19 protein-coding genes are annotated in these 19,065 nt (G+C 70.6%); 11 read left to right on the top strand and 8 right to left on the bottom strand.

Annotated features, from left to right (window positions below; all coding sequences use genetic code 11):
* The first annotated feature begins 50 nt into the window (after positions 1-50).
* The 4 genes from ASD84_RS01565 (at position 51) to ASD84_RS01550 (ending at position 5,219) form a co-directional block, all read left to right on the top strand.
* Entirely contained in the window at positions 51-1,259 is a 1,209-nt protein-coding gene (locus ASD84_RS01565) for an amidohydrolase family protein (protein WP_056706059.1), read from the top strand.
* 88 nt (positions 1,260-1,347) lie between these two features.
* Positions 1,348-2,850 carry an APC family permease gene (locus tag ASD84_RS01560; protein ID WP_056706058.1) on the top strand — a complete coding sequence of 501 codons (1,503 nt, stop codon included), beginning with the start codon at positions 1,348-1,350 and terminating at the stop codon, positions 2,848-2,850.
* Positions 2,851-2,883: 33 nt separating this feature from the next.
* Entirely contained in the window at positions 2,884-4,221 is a 1,338-nt protein-coding gene (locus tag ASD84_RS01555) for a class II 3-deoxy-7-phosphoheptulonate synthase (protein ID WP_056706056.1), read from the top strand.
* Positions 4,218-5,219 (top strand): threonine aldolase family protein, encoded by a 1,002-nt coding sequence (locus ASD84_RS01550; protein ID WP_056706054.1) that lies wholly within the window; start codon positions 4,218-4,220, stop codon positions 5,217-5,219. Before ASD84_RS01555 ends, ASD84_RS01550 begins: the two co-directional genes overlap by 4 nt.
* On the opposite strand, the gene ASD84_RS01545 is transcribed toward ASD84_RS01550, so the two are convergent.
* The 4 genes from ASD84_RS01545 to pknB all read right to left on the bottom strand — a co-directional run bounded on the left by ASD84_RS01545 (position 5,206) and on the right by pknB (position 9,867).
* Positions 5,206-6,231, bottom strand: a complete 1,026-nt coding sequence (locus tag ASD84_RS01545; protein ID WP_156391523.1) for a zinc ribbon domain-containing protein — start codon at positions 6,229-6,231, stop codon at positions 5,206-5,208. The two genes, ASD84_RS01550 and ASD84_RS01545, sit on opposite strands and share 14 nt — an antisense overlap.
* 61 nt (positions 6,232-6,292) lie before the next feature.
* Positions 6,293-6,775 (bottom strand): SRPBCC family protein, encoded by a 483-nt coding sequence (locus tag ASD84_RS01540; protein WP_056706051.1) that lies wholly within the window; start codon positions 6,773-6,775, stop codon positions 6,293-6,295.
* Positions 6,776-6,868: 93 nt separating this feature from the next.
* Positions 6,869-7,777 carry a DMT family transporter gene (locus tag ASD84_RS01535; RefSeq protein ID WP_082573090.1) on the bottom strand — a complete coding sequence of 303 codons (909 nt, stop codon included), beginning with the start codon at positions 7,775-7,777 and terminating at the stop codon, positions 6,869-6,871.
* 2 nt (positions 7,778-7,779) lie between these two features.
* Positions 7,780-9,867 (bottom strand): Stk1 family PASTA domain-containing Ser/Thr kinase, encoded by a 2,088-nt coding sequence (gene pknB, locus ASD84_RS01530; protein WP_235530925.1) that lies wholly within the window; start codon positions 9,865-9,867, stop codon positions 7,780-7,782.
* Positions 9,868-9,982: 115 nt separating this feature from the next.
* Here pknB and ASD84_RS01525 point away from each other — a divergent pair, with 115 nt between their 5' ends.
* Genes ASD84_RS01525 through ASD84_RS01515 form a run of 3 tightly spaced genes read left to right on the top strand, consistent with a single transcriptional unit; the run spans position 9,983 to position 11,309 of the window.
* Complete coding sequence (locus ASD84_RS01525; RefSeq protein WP_056706048.1) at positions 9,983-10,366, top strand: Rv2175c family DNA-binding protein; 384 nt, start codon at positions 9,983-9,985, stop codon at positions 10,364-10,366.
* 21 nt (positions 10,367-10,387) lie between these two features.
* A complete protein-coding gene (locus ASD84_RS01520; protein ID WP_056706046.1) occupies positions 10,388-10,888 on the top strand; it encodes a ribonuclease domain-containing protein in 501 nt (166 codons plus the stop codon).
* Positions 10,889-10,895: 7 nt separating this feature from the next.
* Complete coding sequence (locus tag ASD84_RS01515) at positions 10,896-11,309, top strand: barstar family protein (RefSeq protein ID WP_056706045.1); 414 nt, start codon at positions 10,896-10,898, stop codon at positions 11,307-11,309.
* 8 nt (positions 11,310-11,317) lie between these two features.
* Here ASD84_RS01515 and ASD84_RS01510 read toward each other — a convergent pair whose 3' ends face one another.
* Positions 11,318-13,186: a M48 family metallopeptidase gene (locus ASD84_RS01510; RefSeq protein WP_162251476.1), complete on the bottom strand. Its 1,869-nt coding sequence runs from the start codon at positions 13,184-13,186 to the stop codon at positions 11,318-11,320.
* Positions 13,187-13,282: 96 nt separating this feature from the next.
* The gene (locus ASD84_RS01505) at positions 13,283-14,371 is read right to left on the bottom strand and encodes a polyprenyl synthetase family protein (RefSeq protein ID WP_056706041.1); all 1,089 of its coding nucleotides are present in this window, start codon (positions 14,369-14,371) and stop codon (positions 13,283-13,285) included.
* Between the two features lie 76 nt (positions 14,372-14,447).
* Here ASD84_RS01505 and metF point away from each other — a divergent pair, with 76 nt between their 5' ends.
* The gene (gene metF / locus ASD84_RS01500; RefSeq protein ID WP_056706039.1) at positions 14,448-15,338 is read left to right on the top strand and encodes a methylenetetrahydrofolate reductase [NAD(P)H]; all 891 of its coding nucleotides are present in this window, start codon (positions 14,448-14,450) and stop codon (positions 15,336-15,338) included.
* Between the two features lie 21 nt (positions 15,339-15,359).
* On the opposite strand, the gene ASD84_RS01495 is transcribed toward metF, so the two are convergent.
* The gene (locus ASD84_RS01495) at positions 15,360-16,676 is read right to left on the bottom strand and encodes a phytoene desaturase family protein (RefSeq protein WP_056706037.1); all 1,317 of its coding nucleotides are present in this window, start codon (positions 16,674-16,676) and stop codon (positions 15,360-15,362) included.
* Between the two features lie 9 nt (positions 16,677-16,685).
* Positions 16,686-17,165, bottom strand: coding sequence for a YbaK/EbsC family protein (locus tag ASD84_RS01490; RefSeq protein WP_056706035.1), 480 nt, complete (start codon positions 17,163-17,165; stop codon positions 16,686-16,688).
* A 61-nt stretch (positions 17,166-17,226) separates the two neighbouring features.
* Between ASD84_RS01490 and ASD84_RS01485 the strand changes: the two genes are divergently transcribed.
* The 3 genes from ASD84_RS01485 (at position 17,227) to ASD84_RS01475 (ending at position 19,053) form a co-directional block, all read left to right on the top strand.
* Entirely contained in the window at positions 17,227-17,784 is a 558-nt protein-coding gene (locus ASD84_RS01485) for a hypothetical protein (RefSeq protein WP_056706033.1), read from the top strand.
* A gap of 75 nt (positions 17,785-17,859) precedes the next feature.
* Positions 17,860-18,321 carry an SAV_6107 family HEPN domain-containing protein gene (locus tag ASD84_RS01480; RefSeq protein ID WP_156391522.1) on the top strand — a complete coding sequence of 154 codons (462 nt, stop codon included), beginning with the start codon at positions 17,860-17,862 and terminating at the stop codon, positions 18,319-18,321.
* 18 nt (positions 18,322-18,339) lie between these two features.
* Positions 18,340-19,053, top strand: a complete 714-nt coding sequence (locus tag ASD84_RS01475; protein ID WP_056706031.1) for a methyltransferase domain-containing protein — start codon at positions 18,340-18,342, stop codon at positions 19,051-19,053.
* Positions 19,054-19,065 lie beyond the last annotated feature (12 nt).

Below are 19,065 nucleotides of genomic sequence, written 5' to 3'. Positions count from 1 at the left end.
TGTCGCGCCGACCCGTGACAGGACGCCGGTCCCGGGTCCACACTCGAGTCGTGCAGGCGTGGCGTGCTCCCCGCGCGTTCGACGGCGACAGGTTCCTTCCGGGTGGGGCGACGGTGCTGGTCGAGGGCGACCGGATCGTCGGCGTGGAGCCGGCGGACTTCGCCGTGCCGTCCGACTGCCCCGTGACGTCGTACGACGGCACCCTGGTGCCGGGCCTCATCGACGCTCACGTCCACCTCGTCTCCGACGGCTCGATGGGTGCTCTCGAGCGCGTGGGCGAGCTCGACGAGGACGCCATCGATGAGGCAATTGACCAGTCGCTGGCCGCACAGGTGGCGGCGGGCGTGACCACGGTCCGCGACCTCGGCGACCGGGGCTACCGCACCCTGGCGGCACGGGACCGGGGTGCTGCCGGGCTGCCGCGCATCGTTGCCTCGGGACCGCCCGTGACCACGCCGCATGGGCACTGCCACTTCCTCGGTGGCGTCGCTGCGACGGAGGACGAGCTGAGGGCCGCGGTCATCGAGCGGCACGAGCGTGGCGCCGATGCCGTCAAGGTGATGGCCGGCGGTGGCTTCCTCACACCCGGCACCGACATGGTCGGCGCGCAGTACGCCGCCACGGCCATCCGCGCGGTCGTCGAGACCGCGCACGACCATGGCCTCCCGGTCCTCGCGCATGCCCATTCGGTGACCGCGATCGAGGCAGCGCTCGCCGCTGGCGTCGATGGCATCGAGCACTTCACAGGAGTCACCGAGGACGGCGCCCTGCTGAGCGACGACCTGCTGGAGCGCACGGCAGCGGCCGGTGTCGTGGTCGATCCGACGATGGGCAACGACATGGCGCTCGTCGCGAGCATGCCCCCGCCCCCGCCGCAGGTGGCAGCGATCATGGAACGGCTCGGCATGGACATGCTCGGCTTCTTCGCCCAACGGCTCGTCGACGTGGGCCGCATGCGCGAGCACGGTGTCCGGGTCGTGCCGGGTGTCGACGCGGGCGCGATGCCGCTCAAGGCACACGGCAATGCCTGGCTGGCGGTGCTGGACCTGGTCGCTGCCGGGTGGACGCTCGCAGAGGCGCTGGCTGCCGGGACGGCCGGTGCCGCTGATGCCTGCGGCCTGCACACGGTCACCGGTCGGCTCCGTCCGGGCCTCGCAGCCGACCTGCTCGTCGTGGCCGGGGACCTGACCGCCGCGCCACGGAGCCTCGGTTCACCCCTGGCCGTCATGGTGCGCGGAGACACGGCCGTGTCGCGGTAGGCGTCCGGTGCTTCACTTTCGCGGCGCCGTGCGCGAGGGTGACCTGCGGGGGACGCAGACCTTCTGACTCGGCAGGACGGGGAGCCCGATGACCACAGACACCACGACGACCAGCGTGCCGGACCAACAGGGCCAGCCGGAGCTGAAGCGGGTCCTCGGCCCCGGGCTCCTGCTGCTCTTCATCGTCGGTGACATCCTCGGCGCCGGCGTCTACGCCGTCACCGGCCGGCTTGCGGGACAGGTCGGCGGCATCGCGTGGCTGCCGTTCCTGGTGGCCTTCGCTGTTGCCACGCTGACGGCCTTCTCCTACCTCGAGCTGGTCACGAAGTACCCCCAGGCGGCAGGTGCTGCGCTGTACACGCACAAGGCGTTCGGCATCCACTTCATCACGTTCCTCGTGGCGTTCACCGTGATCTGCTCCGGCATCACCAGCGCGTCGACGTCGGCGAACCTGCTGGCCAACAACCTGCTCCTCGGCCTGAACGAGATCTGGTCGGACGTCCCGACCACGCCGGGCTGGGCGCTGTTCGTCGCCCTGTGCTTCATGGGCCTGCTGGCGCTGATCAACCTTCGTGGCGTCGGTGAGAGCGTGAAGTTCAACGTGATCCTGACGTTGATCGAGATGGCCGCGCTGGCGATCGTGATCGGCATCGGCTTCTCGGTGATGGTCAAGGGGGACGGCGACTTCGACCGGATCACCGTCTTCGAGAGCCCCTCGGACAAGGGCATCTTCATGGCGGTCACCATCGCCACGGCCATCGCGTTCTTCTCGATGGTCGGCTTCGAGGACTCGGTGAACATGGTCGAGGAGACCAAGGAGCCGGAGCGGATCTTCCCGAGGATGATGCTCACCGGCCTCGGCATCGCCGTGGTGATCTACATGCTGGTCGCCATCTCGGTGATCATCGTGATCCCGCCCGGAAGCATCGGCACACCGACCAACGAGGACGCCGGCATCCTCATCGACGTCGTCAAGCTGGGGGCTCCGGACATCCCGATCGACGACTTCTTCCCGTTCATGACGGTGTTCGCGGTCGCCAACACGGCGCTGATCAACATGCTCATGGCCAGCCGGTTGCTCTACGGGATGTCCCAGCAGAAGGTGCTGCCGCCGGTGCTCGGCAAGGTGCTCCCGGGCCGGCGCACGCCGTACGCCGCGATCGCGTTCACCACCCTGCTGGCCATGGGCCTGATCGTCGCGGTGGTCAGGCTGCGTGATGCCAAGCTCGGCGACGCCGACGAGGGCACCCAGGTGTCCGTGGTGAGCGCGCTGTCCGGCACGACCGGCCTGCTCCTGCTCGCGGTCTTCTCGATCGTCAACATCTCCTGCCTGGTGCTGCGCCGCGAACCGGACAGTGGCCACTTCAAGGCGCCGACAGTGGTGCCCGTCCTCGGCGCCGCGTTCTGCCTGTACCTCCTCGGCCCCTGGGCGCGGCTGGCTCCCGACCGCATCCAGTACGTCATCGCCGGCTTCATGCTGCTGCTCGGGATCGTGCTGTGGGGGGTGACCCGGATCTTCTACGAGCCCGAGGGTGGCCAGTTCGCCGACATCGAACACATGGACATCGATCCAACGGATGACCCGCGCTGACGCAACCGGCTCGGTGCGCCGTACCCTTGGGGAGTGAGCAATCTCCCGTCCCTCGAGCAGTTGCACGCCATCGGCGCGAAGCAGCAGCCGTCGTACGACGACCCCGCGGCCCTGGCCGCGGCCGTCACCCGACTGCGCACGCTTCCTCCGCTGGTCTTTGCGGGCGAGTGCGACGAGCTGAAGTCCAAGGTCGCGGCCGCGAGCCGCGGCGAGGCCTTCCTGCTCTGGGGCGGTGACTGCGCCGAGACGTTCGTGGACGCGACGGCCGACAACACCCGCAACAAGCTGCGGGTGCTCCTGCAGATGGCGGTCGTGCTGACCTACGCCGCGTCCGTGCCGGTCGTGAAGGTGGGTCGCCTCGCGGGGCAGTACGCCAAACCGCGCTCCTCCGACTCCGAGACCCGCGACGGGGTGACCCTGCCGGCGTACCGCGGCGACGCGGTCAACGGCTTCGACTTCACCCCCGACTCGCGACGTCACGACCCGCAGCGTCTGCTGGACGTCTACCACTCGTCCGCCTCGACGCTGAACCTCGTGCGCGCGTTCACCACCGGTGGTTACGCCGACCTCCGCCAGGTGCACACCTGGAACTCCGAGTTCGTCCGCAACAGCCCGGTCGGCCAGCACTACGAGGCGATGGCCGCCGAGATCGACCGCGCCCTGAACTTCATGCAGGCCATCGGTGCCGACCCCGACGAGTTCCACCGGGTCGACTTCTACTCCTCGCACGAGGCGCTGCTGCTCGAGTACGAACACGCGATGACCCGGATCGACTCGCGCACCGAGGCGCCGTACAACGTCTCGGGCCACATGGTCTGGATCGGCGAGCGGACCCGCCAGCTCGACGGCGCGCACGTCGAGTACTTCAGCCACATCCGCAACCCGATCGGTTGCAAGCTCGGCCCGTCCGCGACGGCCGACGACGCACTGTCGCTCGCCGCCAAGCTGAACCCGACCAACGAGCCGGGCCGGCTGACCTTCATCACCCGCTTCGGTGCCGGCAAGATCCGTGACGGACTCCCGGCGCTGGTCGAGAAGGTGACCGCCGAGGGTGTCGACGTCGCGTGGGTCTGTGACGCCATGCACGGCAACACGTTCGAGGCGTCGAACGGCTACAAGACGCGTCGCTTCGAGGATGTCATCGACGAGGTGCAGGGATTCTTCGACGTGCACCGCGCGCTCGACACCGTCCCCGCCGGCATCCTGGTCGAGAACACCGGCGATGACGTCACCGAGATCATCGGTGGCGGCGAGGAGCTGGACGAGCTCGGCCTGGCCCACCGCTACGAGTCGGTCGTCGACCCCCGCCTGAACAGGGTGCAGTCCCTGGAGCTCTCGTTCCTCGTGGCCGAAATGCTTCGCAAGGCGTGATCGACCTCCGCTCCGACACGGTGACGCGTCCGACCGACGCGATGCGGGCCGCCATGGCCGCAGCCGAGGTGGGCGACGACGTCTACGGCGAGGACCCCACGGTCCGGGCCCTCGAGGAGCGCGTGGCCGCGATGTTCGGGCACGAGGACGCCCTGTTCACGCCGACCGGTTCGCTGGCCAACGTCCTGGCTGTCTCGCTGGTGGTCGCGCCCGGCCAGGAGGTGCTCTGCGAGGCGCGCGCCCACATCGCCCGAGCCGAGCTCGGCGCCCACGCCGCGGTCAGCGGGTTGACGATGCGCACCTGGTCGCACCCGCGTGGCCAGCTCGACCTGACCGCTCTGGACGACCTCTTCGCGCCCGACCTCGGCCCGTTCTTCGTCAAGACGGCCGCGATCTCGGTCGAGAACACCCACAACTTCGCTGGCGGCACGGTGGTGCCGCTCGCGGACCTCAAGGCACTGCGTGCCTTCGCCGATGAGCGTGGTGTGGCCGTGCACCTCGACGGCGCCCGGATCTGGAACGCCCACGTGGCGACCGGCACGCCGTTGGCGGAGTACGGCGCCGTGGCCGACGTGCTGGCCGTGTGCCTGTCCAAGGGCCTGGGTGCCCCGGTCGGGTCGCTGCTGGTGGGCAGCCGTGAGCGGATGGTCCGGGCGCGAGTGCGCCGCAAGCGACTCGGGGCAGGCCTGCGCCAGGTCGGGATCCTCGCTGCGGCAGGCCTGCACGCCCTCGAGCACCACCTCGATCGGCTGGCCGACGACCACGAGAACGCCCGCCTCCTGGCCGAGGCATGCGGGGTCGATCCGGCAACGGTCGACACGAACATCGTCGCGTTCGATCGTGCCGATGCGCCGGCCTTCGTGGCCGCGGCGCGTGACGCCGGCGTCCTTGTCGGCGCCGTCGGTGCGCGCACGGTCCGTCTGGTCACGCACCTCGACGTGTCCCGGGCCGACGCCGAGCGCGCCGCGGGACTGCTCGCCGGGATCAGTCCGAGGTAGCGCCCAAGAAACGGACTTCGCTGATCGCGGTGAAGTCCCGGCCGTCCGTCTTGCCCGGCGCAGTCACGGTCAACAGATGGACCCGGATCGTGCTCGTCGTGACCGGCCCGATGGCGGCCATCTGCATGGTCCGCTCGTCGCCGAACTCCTGGGTGATCCGGGTGCCGTCGTCGAACTCCCACTGGACGGCGCGCACGCGACGGTTGCTGCGGTACCAGTTGATGGGGCCGTCGACCTTGGCATAGCCGTTGATCATGCCGACGTCGGTGATCACGACCTCGGAGCCGAGGTCGAACGTCAACGTCTCGCCCGTGCCGTCCCCGGCCATCCGCCATGCGGTGCGCGCCTTGCCGTCCCACATGTTCGACGCCACGAACTTCACGACCTTGCCCTGGCGGTCGCGGCTCGGCTGTGCGATCGACGGCACCGTGGCCGTGACCTCGCTCGTGAGGTCCACGACGTCCTCCGGATCGGGGGCGTCGACAGGGGCGCCGGTGCCGGTGCTGTCCGGCCGCTCGGGAGTGCCGGTGTCGGATGCGCCCGGGCTGGCGGGACCTTCGGACCGGTCGTCGCGACTGTCGTCGGCGGCACGCTCGGCGTCGTCCCCACCCAGGAGCAGGAAGGCGCCGAGGGCCGCCACGAGGGCGAGCACCACCAGTGCGATCACCCAGGGCAGCCAGGGCCGAGCTGCGCGCTGGGCGGCGGGGTACGACGGTGCCGGCGCGGCACCCGGCGGCAGGAGCGGCGGCGGTGTCGGGGGCGCCTGCTGGGGTCGCGTGGCCGGACTGGTCACGGTCGGCGGCGCGTCGGCGTACAACGGATAACGGGCCGAGGGCGGGACCTGGTCGGCGGACGGCGGGACGACGGGGGCTGACCTCGGCGGGGCTGCGGGCGCGCTGACGGTGGGCGTCGCCTCGGGGTGTCGGCCGGGGACGGGCCTGCCGCAATTCGTGCAGAACCGGCCGATCCCGAGTTCGTGCCCGCAGTCGGTGCAAAAGGTCGGGGTGGTCATCGCGGGGGCAACGCTACCGCGAGCCTCGCTTCAGGGCAGGTCAGATGGGGACAGTCAGCTCTCAGCCTGCCATCGCGCGTCGCCTGGCCTCGGCCTCGATGTCCTCCAGGTCGTGCTCCAGCACCTTGCGGGTGCGCTCGTAGCTGAAGCCGCCGAACGCGGCCCAGAGCGCGCGCGACATCACGGAGCGGTGGCTCATCTCCACCGTGGTGGTCATCGCCAGCCGGGTCTGGTCGCGGTCCTGCCCGGTCGGGGTGAGCCGGTACGCCGTCCGGATGATGTCGTTGCCGACCTCGGCCTCGACCACGGTCCGCAGCGGAGGCTGGGACTCGACGACCTGCATCTCCTCCGGACCGTGATGGCCGAAGAGGGTGCGGCGCTCGCGCCACGACGTGCCGACGTCGTACTCGCCCTCGGTCAGGAGCTCTGTCTCGCTGACGCTGCGCAGCACGTCGTTCGCGTGGGCGACGTCGGTGATGACGTCCCACACCTGCTCCGGCGGAGCGGAGATCGTGCCGTGGACATGAATGATGTGACCAGCCATGGATTGACTCCTCGCGGGTTCCCCCAGGACTCCATGGTGCGCCCGGTCGGCGCGGAACGCCACCCCCGGCGCATGACCAGATTGTGCGCAGCCTCAGACCGCGATGTGGGGCACTTCCGCCTCGATCTTGCGACGGGGGAGCGATTCGACGACCAGCATCGCCGTCAACACCATCGCGCCGCCGATCGCCATCCGCCCCGTCAGCGACTCGCCTCCGAGCAGCACCGCGAAGAACGCCGCGAACACCGGCTCCATGCTCATGATGATCGCGCTGCGCGTTGGCGGCAGGTGGGCCTGCGCCCAGGTCTGGGCCAACAGCGCAGCGGCGCCGGCGACCAGCGCCATGTAGACGACCGAGGCCCAGTCCGCTCCGCGGTCAGGCAGTACGACGCCCCGCTCGCCCGTCACGAGAGCGGCCGCCGCGCAGATCGCCGCGATGACCAGCACCTGCAGGATGGACATGCCCAACGCGTCGGCCGGCTTCGACCACGCGCCGAGGCCGACGATGTGGGCCGCGTAGAGCAGCGCCGCCACGAGCGTGATCGCCTCGCCGTACCCGATGGAGAAGCCCTCGAGGGAGAGCACGCCGAGGCCGACCGTGGCAAGCGCGACGGCGGCCCAGGTGCCGCCCGAGATCCGGCTGCGCAGGATCACCGCGGCGAAGAGCGGGGTCGCGACGACGTACAGGCCGGTGATGAAACCCGACACGCTGGCGGGTGTGTGGGCCAGCCCCGCGGTCTGCAGGATCTGCGCGACGCCGTACAGGCTGCCGAGGACCAGCGCGCGGCGGCGCACCTCGGGGGAGAGCCGACTGACCGCACGCGGTGCGACCACCAGCATCGCCCCGCCGGCGATGAGGAACCGGACGGCCAGGAAGTCCACGGTCGGAACCCGCTCGAGCAGGTCCTTGATCAGGAAGAACGTCGAACCCCAACAGGCGGTCATCGCCAGCAGCGCGAGAGTTGCCAACAAGGTGGTGCGGCGGCCGTCGGGCTGGGTCACGCTCAGACGATATAGAGGACGATCGTGCTGCCCTTCTTCACCCGTTCGCCTGCCTCCGGATCAGTGGCCCAGGCCACCTGACCGCTCAGGTAGATCGATGCGTGTTCCTTCTTGACCTTGAAACCGAGGTCCTTGAGCTTGTCGACGGCGTCCTTGGTGGACATGTAGCGAACCGGCGGGACAGCCACGAGCTCGGGCCCCTTGGAGATCACCAGCTCGATCGTGTCGCCCTTGTAGACGACGCCGGTCTTCGGGTCCTGGCTGATGATCGCGTCCTTCGGGACGTCGTCGCTGAACTCCGAGTCGGTGACCTTGACCTGCAGGCCGCGACGCTCCAGGCCCTTCTCGACCTCCTGGTAGTCGCGTCCGGTCCAGTCACGCACGGTGATCGGCGTCCTGCCCTTGCTGACGACCAGGTCCACCGTGGTGTTGGGCGGTTGCGTCTTCGCGGCCGCAGTGCCGAACGCCGGCTTGGTCGCGATGACCTGGCCCTTCGGCACGGTGTCGGAGAACGCCTGCTCGGTCCGGCCGAGGACCATCTTCACCTCGTCGAGGGCAGCCTCTGCCTCCTCGACGGTCATCCCACGCAGGTCGGGCACGTCGTAACGTTCCTTGCCGCGGGAGACGGTCAGCTCGACGGTGTCACCGGGCAGGATCCGTTCGCCGGGCTTGGGATCGGTGGCGATCACCACCCCCGCAGCGACACTCTCGGAGTAGACCTCCTGGTCGACCTTGGCCTCGAGCCCGGCCTCGTCCAGCTTGGCGGTGGCGGCCGCTTGGTCCAGGCTCACCACGCTCGGTGTCGACGTGTACCGACCCCAGCCCAGCCAGTAGCCGCCGGCGGCGAGGGCGGCGACGAGCAGCGCCACCAACAGGGTGAGTACGACGCCCCGCCGGCCACGTCGCTCCCTGGGCGCCTGCTGCTGCGGTCGGGGAGGGGGGAGCGAGCGGGATGGGGCCGGTATGACCGTCGTCGCCTCCCGGTCGTCCGCCCTGTTGACCGTGTGGGGGCGCGACGCAGGGACCAGGTCGGGCGTGCGCTCCCACAGCGAGCTCACCGGCTCGGGGGTCGTGTCGTGGGTGTCGTCGTGGCCGTCGTCCGGCTCGAGCACCCGGGAGCTGGGGAGCAGGTCGTCGACCAGCTCGGGGTCGTCGCGGACCCCGCTGTGCAGGGCGTGGCTGACGCGGTGCACGTGGTGCAGGAGCACGGTCGCATCGGCGGGACGCAGGCTCGGGTCGCGAGTGGTGGCGCGCGCGACCAGCGCGTCGACGTACGCCGGGAGCCCGGGGACGACGGACGAGGGAGCAGGCACGTCGTGGTGGACGTGGCGGTAGGCCACGGCGATCGGCGTCTCGCCGGTGTGCGGCTTGGTGCCGGTGAGCAGCTCGAACAGGATCACGCCGACGGCGTACACATCGGCCCGGGCGTCGGCACGCTGCTCGACGACCAGCTCGGGAGCGAGGTAGGACACCGTTCCGATCAGCACGCCGTTGGTCGCCGTGTGCTGGGTCTCCGCGCTCACGGCTTTGGCGAGACCGAAGTCCGCGACCTTGATCCGGCCGTCGTCGGCGATCAGGACGTTCTCGGGCTTCACGTCGCGGTGGATCAGGCCCGCCCGGTGCGCAGCCGCGAGCGCCGAGAGCACCGGGTCGATGATCGACAGCGCCCGCTCGGGCGACATCGGCGCTTCCTTGGTGATGGTGTCGCGCAGCGTGTGGCCGGGGACGTACTCCATCACCAGGTAGATGGTGCCGTCGCCCGATTCGTCGCGGCCCTGGTCGTAGACCGCGACCACGTTGGAGTGTGAGAGCCGTGCAGCCGACCTCGCCTCGCGGACGAAGCGCCGCGCGAACGAGTCGTCGTCGTGCGACGTCGCGTCGCCCAGCCCGGGATGCATGATCTTGACGGCGACGGTGCGGTCCAGGCGTGTGTCGACGGCCTCGTAGACGCTGGCCATGCCCCCGCGCGCGATGCGCGACCCGATCCGGTAACGGTTGTCGAGCAACCGGCCGGTCTGGTGGTCACGGGTGCGGCGGGGGTCGCCGGCTCGCGCGGCGGCGTCGCCGCGGGCACGCTGATCGTCTCGCACAGCGACCCTCCTGTGCATGTTCCGCTGGCCCGGCCGGGGAAGGTGACCGGGAGGGACATCGTACGGCGCAAGGCCACGCTCACCGATCGGGCACGCCGTAGGGGAAGATGGGCGCATGAGTGAACCGCGACTGGCCGATCAGGACCTTGCCGCCCTCGTCTCCGACTGGTTGACGTGGGAGGAGGCGGCCGAATTGCTCGGTGTGACGCCTGCGAAGGCGCGCACGATGGTTCGCGACCACCAGCTGGCCGCGGCGGTGCCCGCACTCGTGCCGACCACCGGGGTGAAGCAGGGGATTCCCTCGCTCTTCATCGTCGACGGGGAGCCGGTCAAGGGCCTTCCGGGGCTGCTGACGGTGCTGCACGACAACGGCTTCGACGACCGCGAGTGCATCGCGTGGATCTTCCTGGACGCGGACCTGCCCGGTCGTCCGATCGACGCGCTCCGGGAGAACCGGGGCGCCGAGGTCAAGCGCCGCGCCCAGGCCCTGCTGCTCTGACGGGGCCCTCAAGTGCCGCAGATGAGCCGGCGGACCCGGCAGGTCGTCTCGACGATCGCCACGATCGCGCTGCTGCTGGCGGTGTGGTGGCTCCAGAGCCGCGGTGCCGACGACGACAGCGCCGCGCGGGGCCGCGAGGACGTGTTCACCTCGACGACGAAGGACGCGGCTCCGTCGCCGAGCACGCGGCCGTCCGACCGGCCCACGCCGGGCGGTGTCACGCCGGACAAGGACAGCGACGGGTTCCGTTACGTCGCCGTCGATGAGCTGCCGCCCGAAGCCGCCGAGACCCTCGATCTGATCGACGACGGTGGCCCGTACCCGTATCCCGGGAAGGACGGCTCGACCTTCGGCAACTTCGAGGGCGTGCTCCCCGACCGGCAACGGGGCTATTACGCGGAGTACACCGTCGAGACGCCCGGACTCTCGCACCGCGGCGCCCGACGGATCATCGCCGGCGACGGGGGAGAGCTCTACTGGACCGAGGACCACTACGAGTCGTTCGAGAGGATCCGGAGATGACCCACCCATGAGCGGACTGGCAGCCGTCCTGGCCGGACGCCACCTCCCTGCAGTGCATCGCTGGGAGTCAGGCCTCGACGTCGCGGACGTGCGGCACGCAGCGGAGCACGCCGGTTGGACCTTCGGGTACGTCGACGGCGCCGGCCTCGAGACTCGCGCGGAGGTGCTGCGCGCGATCGGCGAGGCACTCCTGTTCCCCTCTCACTACGGCGTGAACCTCGACGCACTCAACGACTGCCTGCGCGACCTGCCCGGATCGACCGTGCTCCTGTGGGACGCCTGGTCCGGCTTCGCACGCAACGTGCCGGCCGACTTCGCCCGGGTGACGCGGGTGCTCGGCGAGAGGGATCGCTCCGACCCCGTGCTCGAGGTCCTGTTGCGCGGCCCCGGACCCGAGGACGTCGTACCGCTGCTGGCGTGAGCCACGCGTCAGCGCACGATCCAGCGCTCTCCGAGATGGCGGGCCACCACGGCCCACGGTTCACCGGCCGTTGCGGACAGCTTGTTGAACGTGAGCCTGCGCCGTTGACCGTTCGTCAGGTGGAGCACGACCTTTCCGGACGTCCCTGACACCTCGGCTCGCGCGATGGCGTCCCACGCGTGGAAGAGGGGGCTGTCGGTGTCCAGCTCACCGAGCGGCGCGGCAAGGACACGTTCGAGCACGAGCTCGCTTCCTCTGGTGAGCGACCCCGGACCGGCAAGGGTGCGGACGTACAGGGTGAGGCGCTCCTGGCGGGTGAGGGGCGCGAAGAGCATGCCGTCGGGGGTCACGAGCAGCACCGACCAGGGCGAGGCCCACACCGTGCTGAATGCGCCGAGAATCGGCGGTCTGGGCCGCTGCGGCACCTCCTCCTCGGCGATCGGAAGGGGTTCGGCGATGTCGACCTCGAGTTCCTGCAGATGAGCCCGCAGGGGTCCGCCGTCGCCGGACTCCGCCAGCGGCCGCAGCGACTCGGACAGGTCGATCCTGGTGCCGTCGGCGTCGATCAGCTTTGCTGGGCCTGCCCAGTCCAGCGCGAAGTGGGCGCTGCCCCGCTGCACCAGCACGTCAGCAATGGCTTCACCGAGGAGCGCTGTCAGGATTCCGCGCTCGTCCTCGGTCGGGTAGCCCTGCAACAGCCCGACCGGGCCGCGGTGGCTGATCCTGGTGGTGAAGGACTCGAGTGTCGACTCGGATCCGGCGAGCCCACCGAGGACGTGGCGGTTGCGGCGCGCTCGGGCGGCGCCGCTGGCCGCGGCGACCTCGGACCAAGTGGCTGGCCGAAGATCGGAGCCCTCGAACAGGGACTCCTCGAACGAAGCCAAGGTCTCGGGCACGCTGACCAGGAAGGAGCCGGGCGTCGTGGGGGGTGTCTGGGCGGGGAGCGCGTCGAAGCGCGCGACGCGCTCGGCCAACGGTGGGTGGGTGTCGTAGATGGAGACCGTGTCCGGGAGCTTTGCGTCGGCGACCCCGACCAGACGCATGAGGACATCGGGGTCCTCCAGCATGGCGGCGAAGCCCTCGAGCAGACCCTGTGCTCGCATGCCGAGGTCCTCGCCGAGTCCGGCGTACTCGCTCGTGAATCGGTCCCACGCAACGTCGAGCGGCGGAAGCATCCGGAAGGCGGAGGCCGCGGCCTCGGGGCCGGCAAGGCGTGCGCTGAAGGCGTCCGCTTCGAGCTCCTGGCGCCGCGAGACACTGTGCGACACCGCGACGTAGAGACGTCCGTAGAGCCCTGCGGCCCGGCCGAGGACCGACGTGTGCCCGAGCTCGCGTGCCACTCGACCGATGGCCATCATCCCGCGGTAGGTCACCGGACCCAGAGCCGTGTGCCGTGCGCTGTAGTGGCCGAGCTCATGGGCGAGGATCGACCGCATCTCCAGAGGACTGAGGCCCAGCAGCAGGGGAATCCCGACGTACATGCGGCGCCTGCCTGGGACCAGGCCCAGGAACCGGTTGTCCTCGGAGACCGCTGCGTTGACTTCGGCGATGAGCCGGATCTCGTCGGGGGCGCGCGTCTGGATCTCGCCGGCGAGGGTGCGGACCTCCTGCCACAGGGCTGGCTGCTCGGTCTCGGACACGGCCATTCCCGGCGGAGGGCCGACGGTCCCTCGGCTGAGGAGGAGCGCACGACCGAGGGCAACGGTCACGCCCAGGGTGAAGAGGATGACCACGACGGAACCGGTGGCGCTCGCGTCGAGGCCGGATCGAGCCAGCAGGACCGCTCCGGTGGCCAGCGCGCCGACGACGGCCACCGCCAGGACGTAGAACCCCACGAGCAGGCCAACCGCCAACAGAGCCCGAGATCTGTACCGCATCAGCCCTCCACCCATCGCGAAGGTCCCATGATCGGTGAGCAGGTGCTGATTGTCAGCGAAACGACGCAGTCGGTCAGGCCCTCGCTCGGTCGACCGTCAGTACGCGCGACTGGTCGCGGCGGCCGCCAGCTGCCGCAGCACCAGGCACGCGTCGGCGTCCCAACCGCCGGCAGCCTGGCCGGCGTCGAGCGCCTCGACGGCCCGGGTGGTGAGGCCCTCGATCATCGCCTCGACCTGCTCGCGCGCGCCGCAATTGTCGATCACGGCACGCAGTTCAGCGACCTCGGTCTCGGCCAGTGCGGTGCCGAGTGCGGCGTCCAGGCGCGCGGCATCGGCCGGGGCGGCGGCGTCGAGGGCCAGGGCCACCAGCACGGTCCGCTTGCCCTCGACCAGGTCGTCGCCGGCCGGCTTTCCCGTGGTGGCCGGGTCGCCGAAGACGCCGAGCAGGTCGTCGCGGAGCTGGAAGGCCTCGCCGAGCGGCAGGCCGAAGGCCGTCAGCAGGTCGAGGGTGGCGGCGTCGGCCCCGGCAAGGGCGGCGCCGACGTGCAGCGGTCGCTCGATGGAGTACTTCGCGGACTTGTAGCGCAGCACCGTCATTGCCTGTTCGACGCTGGCCCGGCCACGCGCCTGGACGGACACGTCGAGGAACTGGCCGGCGATCACCTCGGAGCGGCACAGGTCAAAGACGTCCAGTGCCGGACTGACGCGATCACGGTCGAGGCCGCAGCGGCGCAGCAGCTCGTCGGCCCAGGAGAGCAGCAGGTCACCCAGCAGGATGGCCGCAGCGGCGCCGTACTGCTCGGCGTCACCGCGCCATCCGTCAGCGCGGTGCTCGGCCTCGAAGCCGCGGTGCGTGGCCGGACGTCCCCGGCGGGTGTCGGAGGCGTCCATCAGGTCGTCGTGGACCAGGGCGCTCGCGTGCAACAGCTCCAGCGAGGCGGAGGCGCGGCCGACGGCCTCGGCCTCGGCGCCCTCCGGGACCCCGGCGATCGCGGCGAAACCCCAGTGGCAGAACGCGGCACGGAACCGCTTGCCGCCGGACACGAGCGCCCTGGCCTCGGCCATCAGCCGGGTGGCATCGGTGCCCAGCGGGGCGAGGCGGGATTCCTGTTCGGCGAGGAAGGCATCCACCGTGGCCTGGACCGTCGTGCGAAAACTCGTCGGGTCCCACGCCTGCTCGCTCACCCGACCGAGCCTAGTGAGGCCGCGGGATGTCGAGACAATGCCCCCCGGAGAGCCCGCCACATCTACACTTCCGGCCATGACTACCGGTGCTGGGCGCTCCCTCGGCGAGATCCTCCGCGATGGCGGACGGTCCTTCTCGTTCGAGTTCTTTCCCCCCAAGGACGACGCTGGCGAAGCGCAGCTGTGGGACGCGATCCGGGCCCTGGAGCCCTACCGTCCCACCTTCGTCTCCGTGACGTACGGCGCCGGCGGGGCGACCCGCGACAAGACGGTGTCCATCACCGGCCGGATCGCCCGCGAGACCGAGCTCGTCCCGATGGCCCACCTGACCTGCGTCGGGCACACCCGCGAGGAGCTCGAGGGCATCCTCGACTCCTACGTCGCCGAGGGAGTCAGCCACGTGATGGCGCTGCGGGGCGACCCGCAGGAGGGCCCGCGCGCCGACTGGACCCCGACCGAGGGCGGCCTCAACTACGCCGTGGACCTCGTCGACCTGGCCCGCTCGCGCGGTGACTTCCGGGTCGGTGTGGCCGCGTTCCCCGAGGGCCACCCCTCGGCCGCGTCGCTCGACCAGGACGCCGACGTCCTGGTCGCCAAGGCCGAGGCCGGCGCAGAGTTCGCCGTGACCCAGATGTTCTTCCGTGCCGAGGACTACTTCGGTCTCGTCGAGCGCGTGCGCGCTCGCGGCGCGGACATCCCGATCCTTCCGGGCATCATGCCGATCCTGAACCTCAGCGCGATCCGCCGTCAGGGCGAGCTGATCGGGACCAGCGTGCCGGACGACATCGTCGCGCGGATCGCCGCCTTCGAGGGCGATCCGGCCGCCGTACGCGCCGAAGGCATCAAGATCGCTGCCGAGCTCTGCGACGAGCTGCTGGCCGGCGGTGCGCCGGGCCTGCACTTCTACACGCTCAACAGGTCGAAGGCGACGCTCGAGATCTTCGAGGCCCTGCAGATCACGGTCTGACGCCTGCACGGACCTGGTGGCTCAGGCGGGGCCGATCAACCCCGCCACGAGCGCTGCGGACTGGGTCACGAACGGCACGCCGGCCCCCGGCGCGCCGTGGGCGCCGGCGACGTACACGCCCTGGACAGGGGTGGTCGGGCCGAGCCGGTTCCGTACCGTGCCACGGCCCTGCCACAGCACGCCGAGCGGGGATCCGCGCCACTGCTCGACGAGGTCGCGCGGCGACAGGTCGACGCGGGTGACGATGTTGTCCCGGATGTCGATGCCGTGACGGACGAGCGCATCGACCATGTCCTCGGCGATCTTGCCGCGGCCGTGCAGCGTCCACGCTGCACCGCCCTCGGGCGCTGCGCCGCCGGGACGAACCGTGATCAGGGGCTCGGCATGGAAGACGACCTCGTGCGGCAGGTCGGGCACGTCGCCCTCCAGGCCCAGGTGGGCCACCACGGGCGGGATGGCCGGCATGGTGCGCTCGACGTACGACGCGAGCGCAGGCAGACGGCGGGGGTCGATCGCGACGACGACCAGATCGGCGTCCGCGTCGCCGTCGGCGGTGCGTACGCCGACCACCCGACCCTCCCTGATGACCAGGTCGACGACCTCGGTGCTGGTACGGACGGTGACCTCGCGCAGCGTGAGGCGCGCTTCGAGCAGCTCGAGCAGGCGGCGCATGCCGCCGGGGACCTGCCAGCCACCGAAGGTCTGCTCGAGGTACGACGTGACACCCACCCAGGACGGGGTGTTGCGCAGGTCGTGGCCCTCGGCGATGGCCAGGTGTCCGGCGATCAGCGCGAGCCGCTCGTCGCGGAAGTCATGGCGCAGCCGCTTGTGGAGCGTCTCGCGGATGTCGAACAGCTCACCCAGGTCCTTGGGCACCGCTCCCTTGGTGCGCGGATCCCAGGGCGTCTCGACGTAGTGCTTGCGCAGCACCTCCCACACGGGTCCGTAGATGTCGACGTGCTGCGCCCACTTCTCGCCGAGACCTTCGCCGAGGGTGTCCATCGCCGCCATCTGGCCGGCGCGCGAACCGCCGGGCAGCTGGACCGACGTCCGGTCGGCGAACCGGTGCTCGCGCAGCACGGCCAGCGGCTCCAGCTCGCAGCCGAGCTCGGTCTCCAGCGGGCGGCCGGTCTTGCGGAACAGGTCGCGCAGGGCGGCCGGTACCAGTGTCGACGTCGGTCCGGCGTCCCAGGTGTATCCGTCCTGGTGGACGGGCGCGAGCGCGCCGCCGAGGTGTCCCGCGGCTTCGAGCAGCGCCACCTCGTGGCCCTGCTTGGACAGCCGGGCGGCGGTGGCCATGCCACCGAGTCCGCCTCCGATGACGACGATGCGTGCCATGTCCGGTCCCTACTCCTGGTCGACGTCGATCGGGGTGGCGCCGGTCAGCGCCAGGAGCTCGTCGTACGACGTCGAGAACACTGCGGCCGGGTGACCGGCCGCCGCCCAGACGACGTCGTACTTCTGGAGCCATGAGTCGAGGTACGTCGCGATGGGTGCCGGATGGGCGATGGGGGAGACCCCTCCGATCACCTGACCGGTGTGCTGCCTGACGAAGTCCGGCTGGGCGCGCCGCAGCTCGGCGCCACCGATCCGGTCGCGGGTGAGCGCGGTGTCGACACGGTGCGCGCCTGAGGTGAGGATCAGGACGGGAGTTCCGTCGGCGTCGAAGAGCAGACTGTTCGCGATGGCACCGACCTCACAGCCGAGCGCTTCGGCCGCAAGTGCGGCCGTGTGGACGGAGTCGGGCAGAATGACAATTTCCCCGCTGCCGCTGAGACGCTCGTGCTCCTTTCGGAACCGGGCGATCGAGGGGTGGTCGGCCGACATGGGGAGACCCTATCGACCGGGCCGGTGCGCAGATGGCCAGCCCGCTGATGCAGGAGGAACGATGACCAAGAGACCACCGGCAGTCGAGCTCGCGTGCTGGTTGTTGTGGTTGCTGGTGGTCGCCGGAGCGCTCGTGTGCGTGATGGTGGTGGTCAAGAGTGACGACCTCGGTGCCGTCTGGTCGCCGATGCAGGTCGGTGACAGCACCGTCCAGCCCGTCGAGTTCGTGCCGGTCATCCTGGTCCTGTACGGCGTCACGGCGGTCCTCGCGGCCACCCTGATCGCCCTGTTCCGCACCGGCAACAACTGGGCGCGCCACTCGCTCGCCTGCATCGTCGTGAGCATCTTCCTGGTCACCGTGGCGACGGTGCGCACGGATCCGCCGGTGCTGGTGGAGTGGTCCGCGATCGCCGCGGCCGTGCTCAGCGCGGTGACCCTCGTCTTCATCTGGCATCCCCAGAGCCACCAGTTCGTGCGTGCCGCCGCCCGCGGGCCGTTGCAGGAGGACTCGGCACCGCAGGACTCGGCACCGCAGGACTCGGCACCGCAGGACGCAGCACAGAAGGACTCGGCACCGCAGGACGCAGCACAGAAGGACTCGGCTCCGATCGACTCTTGACGTCGTGTCGGAGCGGGGGTGTACCTTCGACCTGTTCGAACAAGTGTTCGAATCCCGTTCGAAGGAGACCGCTCCGTGGACCAGCAATTCGCACCCTCGTCCCAGGTCAGCCCGCACACCCTGCCGGCGACGACGCACAACTACCTCCTTCGCGCGGCACAGTCGCTCAGTGAGGCCGTGACGGCCAGCGACGTCGCCACCCGCTACGCCTGCGCCCATGTCGCGGCGCTCCGGGCCGCTGCCGCGCTGCTGTCCGCGCGGGCCCGCCCCGCCGCCGGGCGGATGCGGCACCAGAAGAATGCCTGGGTGCTGCTGGCCGAGGTTGCGCCCGAGATGGGGGAGTGGGCGACGTTCTTCGCAGCCGGGGCCACCAAGCGCGCTGCCGCCGAAGCCGGATCCTCGCGGGCGGCCTCACCCCGTGAGGCCGACGACCTGGTCCGCGACGCCGATCGATTCCTCGCCCTGGTCGAGCAATCGCTCGGCCTCACCCCGCATGCGACCGTCGGCGAGCAACTGGTGGTCCGGGCCGTCGGCTGACGCACTAGTGTTTCCCGCATGGCTTCTCGCGAGCAGCGTGGTTCGGTACGGACCGCCGTCGTCTGGGACGCACTCGAGTCGGCCCTGGCCGACGGTCCACGCGACGTGGTCGACCTCGGTGGCGGCACCGGCGGCTTCGCCGTACGCCTGGCCGAGTCGGGCCACCGAGTGCGCGTCGTCGACCCGAGCCCCGATGCCCTTGCGGCGTTGGGCCGGCGGTCCCAGGAGGCCGACCTGGAGGTTTCCGGTCTGCAGGGTGACGTCACCGACCTGGTGGACGTCGTCGGTGCCGGCAGTGCCGACGTGGTGCTGTGCCACGGTGTCCTCGAGGTCGTCGACCCGGTGCTGGCCCTGGACCACATCGGACAGGTGCTGCGCCCCGGCGGACTCGTCAGCCTCGTGGTCGGCCAGCGTCACGCCGCTGTTCTCGCGAGGGCGATGGCCGGCAACTTCCCGCAGGCCCGGGCGTTGCTCGACGGTGCGGATCCGGCCGACGGTCGCACCGGTCACCGGTTCACGGTGGCCGAGATCGAGAACCTGCTCGATGCTGCCGGGTTCACCCGCACCGCGATGCACGGAGTCCGGGTCTTCACCGATCTCGTCCCGGCTGCCCTCGTCGACATCGAGCCCGGCGCCGCAGCGGCCCTCGTCGACCTGGAGCGCGCAGTCGCTGAGCGCCCGGAGTACTTCCACCTCGCTGCGCAGCTGCACGTGCTCGCGCGCCGCCCCTGACGAACTCGCACC

The organism is Nocardioides sp. Root682, assembly GCF_001427795.1.
GTDB lineage: Bacteria > Actinomycetota > Actinomycetes > Propionibacteriales > Nocardioidaceae > Nocardioides.
The sequence above is the reverse complement of the archived record's forward strand: the minus strand, read 5'-3'. Positions and strand labels throughout refer to the sequence as shown.

Bases quoted from the DNA above. Each gene is read 5' to 3' on its own strand.
- ASD84_RS01560 (WP_056706058.1), top strand. From the start codon at position 1,348: ATGACCACAGACACCACGACGACCAGCGTGCCGGACCAACAGGGCCAG.
- ASD84_RS01545 (WP_156391523.1), bottom strand. From the start codon at position 6,231: ATGACCACCCCGACCTTTTGCACCGACTGCGGGCACGAACTCGGGATC.
- ASD84_RS01540 (WP_056706051.1), bottom strand. From the start codon at position 6,775: ATGGCTGGTCACATCATTCATGTCCACGGCACGATCTCCGCTCCGCCG.
- ASD84_RS01525 (WP_056706048.1), top strand. From the start codon at position 9,983: ATGAGTGAACCGCGACTGGCCGATCAGGACCTTGCCGCCCTCGTCTCC.
- ASD84_RS01520 (WP_056706046.1), top strand. From the start codon at position 10,388: ATGAGCCGGCGGACCCGGCAGGTCGTCTCGACGATCGCCACGATCGCG.
- ASD84_RS01515 (WP_056706045.1), top strand. From the start codon at position 10,896: ATGAGCGGACTGGCAGCCGTCCTGGCCGGACGCCACCTCCCTGCAGTG.
- ASD84_RS01510 (WP_162251476.1), bottom strand. From the start codon at position 13,186: ATGCGGTACAGATCTCGGGCTCTGTTGGCGGTTGGCCTGCTCGTGGGG.
- metF (WP_056706039.1), top strand. From the start codon at position 14,448: ATGACTACCGGTGCTGGGCGCTCCCTCGGCGAGATCCTCCGCGATGGC.
- ASD84_RS01495 (WP_056706037.1), bottom strand. From the start codon at position 16,676: ATGGCACGCATCGTCGTCATCGGAGGCGGACTCGGTGGCATGGCCACC.
- ASD84_RS01490 (WP_056706035.1), bottom strand. From the start codon at position 17,165: ATGTCGGCCGACCACCCCTCGATCGCCCGGTTCCGAAAGGAGCACGAG.
- ASD84_RS01485 (WP_056706033.1), top strand. From the start codon at position 17,227: ATGACCAAGAGACCACCGGCAGTCGAGCTCGCGTGCTGGTTGTTGTGG.
- ASD84_RS01475 (WP_056706031.1), top strand. From the start codon at position 18,340: ATGGCTTCTCGCGAGCAGCGTGGTTCGGTACGGACCGCCGTCGTCTGG.